This window comes from Buttiauxella noackiae ATCC 51607 (assembly GCF_001654865.1).
GTDB classification, from domain to species: domain Bacteria; phylum Pseudomonadota; class Gammaproteobacteria; order Enterobacterales; family Enterobacteriaceae; genus Buttiauxella; species Buttiauxella noackiae.
In genome coordinates this window covers 1-1,929 of record NZ_LXEO01000024.1, presented here as the reverse complement: position 1 = coordinate 1,929, position 1,929 = coordinate 1, and the positions used below count along the sequence as shown (strand labels likewise).

The following is a 1,929-nucleotide window of genomic DNA, read 5'->3' as shown; positions in this document are numbered from 1 at the left end:
TAGATCAAGTTCTTCCAAATAAATTTTTCTCATATTTCCCCGTGAAATCATATGCGCGAATTTTAGTTATATCACTATTTTTGGCAGTTACAATGAGGTTGATAGTTCCGGATGCAAACATCATGATCGTTATTGCGTTATCCGTCATTTACTACCTCTTGATTCTTTCCTATTGGATCAAACATACAGGCGAGAAACTTTGCTTTGCCTCTTTTAAAAGGCTGTTATAATGGATATGTATTCTAATTATTTACAATTGAAGCGTAGAATCTCAACAATGTATAAAAATTATCCATTGGATAAAATATTAAGCATCAAAATTGCTTCGATTGCATATAAAAAAACAACGCTAAATTTTAAAGATGTTATCCGTCTTTTTAGAATTAAAAACATTGCAATTCATCAAAATGAATCGAAAGCTTCCATTTTTTCTATAGGAACATATGGGCGTGATGATTATTATCAATTGTTAGATTACGTAGAAAAAAATACTCCTTCAATAACAATAGATCTTTACAAAACAAAGTATAAATATGTTGTGAATTTGTATAACATCTACTTCTCCTTTAGAGAAGTGTTCAGTGCATATCATGAGGCGAAGTTAAGTTTTATTGATAAAATTTCGTTGTCGATAGATATGACTAGTGTTATCAATACAATTGAACACCTAGAAAAAATTGATTTGAAAGCTGAGAAGGTGAAAAACTTTTGCTCCTTCTGTAGTAATTTAACTGGCGAAGCGGAGTTAAATTATTTTTTTAAAAACAGAGGAGTTGAAACATATACCTTGCAACATGGTTTATGGTTTATATATCCTACGCCACAGCCTATTGATGCTTTAGTGTATGAAAATCTACTGGCTGATAAAATACTGTGTTGGGGGCAGTATACGAAAGATGAATTTACTAGAGTTGGCATCCCTCCCGATTCATTATTAATTGGTGGCTATCCAAGGCAACATTCGTCAGTATTGAAACCAAAAGGGAAGGTATCAAAAAAAATTTTGATTCTTTTGGCTAGAAACACATATGATAAAAACAACGAACAATTATTAAATGTTGCAAGTGCGTTGGTTCCAGAATATGAGGTTGAGTACAAACTTCATCCTTCGCTAGCTAAAGAAAAATATGAAAAAATTTGTAATGCAAAACATATAATGCCCGTAAGGAATAAAACGGTTTCTGAACTGATCGCTCAGGAAAACTATATATGTACTATTACATATAATACTACGGCTTACTATGATAGCTATGTAAATAATTGTCCTGCCTTGCGATTCATTGATAAAGATGCTGATAATTCTATTTCTGTTATGGATGATAGTTTTACGACAAGTGATGAACTGAAAGCACATTTGGTGCGGCTATCTGTCGATATAACCAGTGATAACTATTGGGAGCGTGTTTCTGAGAGACTGCTTTATATTTTGGGTTTTGGCATTGATAATTACAACTATTTCCTTGAGGGAAAGAATGAAGACAATTAGGCAGAAAATAAAATTTATCATAACTCATCCGTCGCGCTTAAGTTTTATATTACGTAAAGTATACTGTAATGTTATTCTTAAAAGATTTTTCAAAGCGTGGGGTGTTAATTCATTGATACAGAAACCGCTTTTTTGTAGCTATGCTTTTATTAACATTGGGCAGAACGTTTCTATTGGCAAACATGCCCGCATTGAGGCTATTGAAGAGTGGAATGGTATCTCATATAAACCTGAAATTATTATTGGCGATGGGGTTAGTATCGAACAGCGTTTGCATCTTGTAGCAGGGGAAAGGGTTAAAATTGGAAGTAATTGTACTATTTCCTATGACGTAATGATAACAGATGTAGATCATCAATATGAGCAAATAAATACTAACGCTTCACACCAACCATTGAATATCAGTGAGACTATAATAGGAGACTACTGTTTTATCGGCGCTG

The 1,929-nt window shown here is 33.1% G+C and carries 2 protein-coding genes; both read left to right on the top strand.

The features are described from left to right. Window positions 1-229 precede the first annotated feature (229 nt). Complete coding sequence (locus tag M979_RS09900) at window positions 230-1,486, top strand: hypothetical protein (protein WP_064554806.1); 1,257 nt, start codon at window positions 230-232, stop codon at window positions 1,484-1,486. Then, the coding region (locus M979_RS09895; protein WP_064554805.1) for an acyltransferase at window positions 1,473-1,929 on the top strand (457 nt) is incomplete at its 3' end. The genes M979_RS09900 and M979_RS09895, both read left to right, overlap by 14 nt.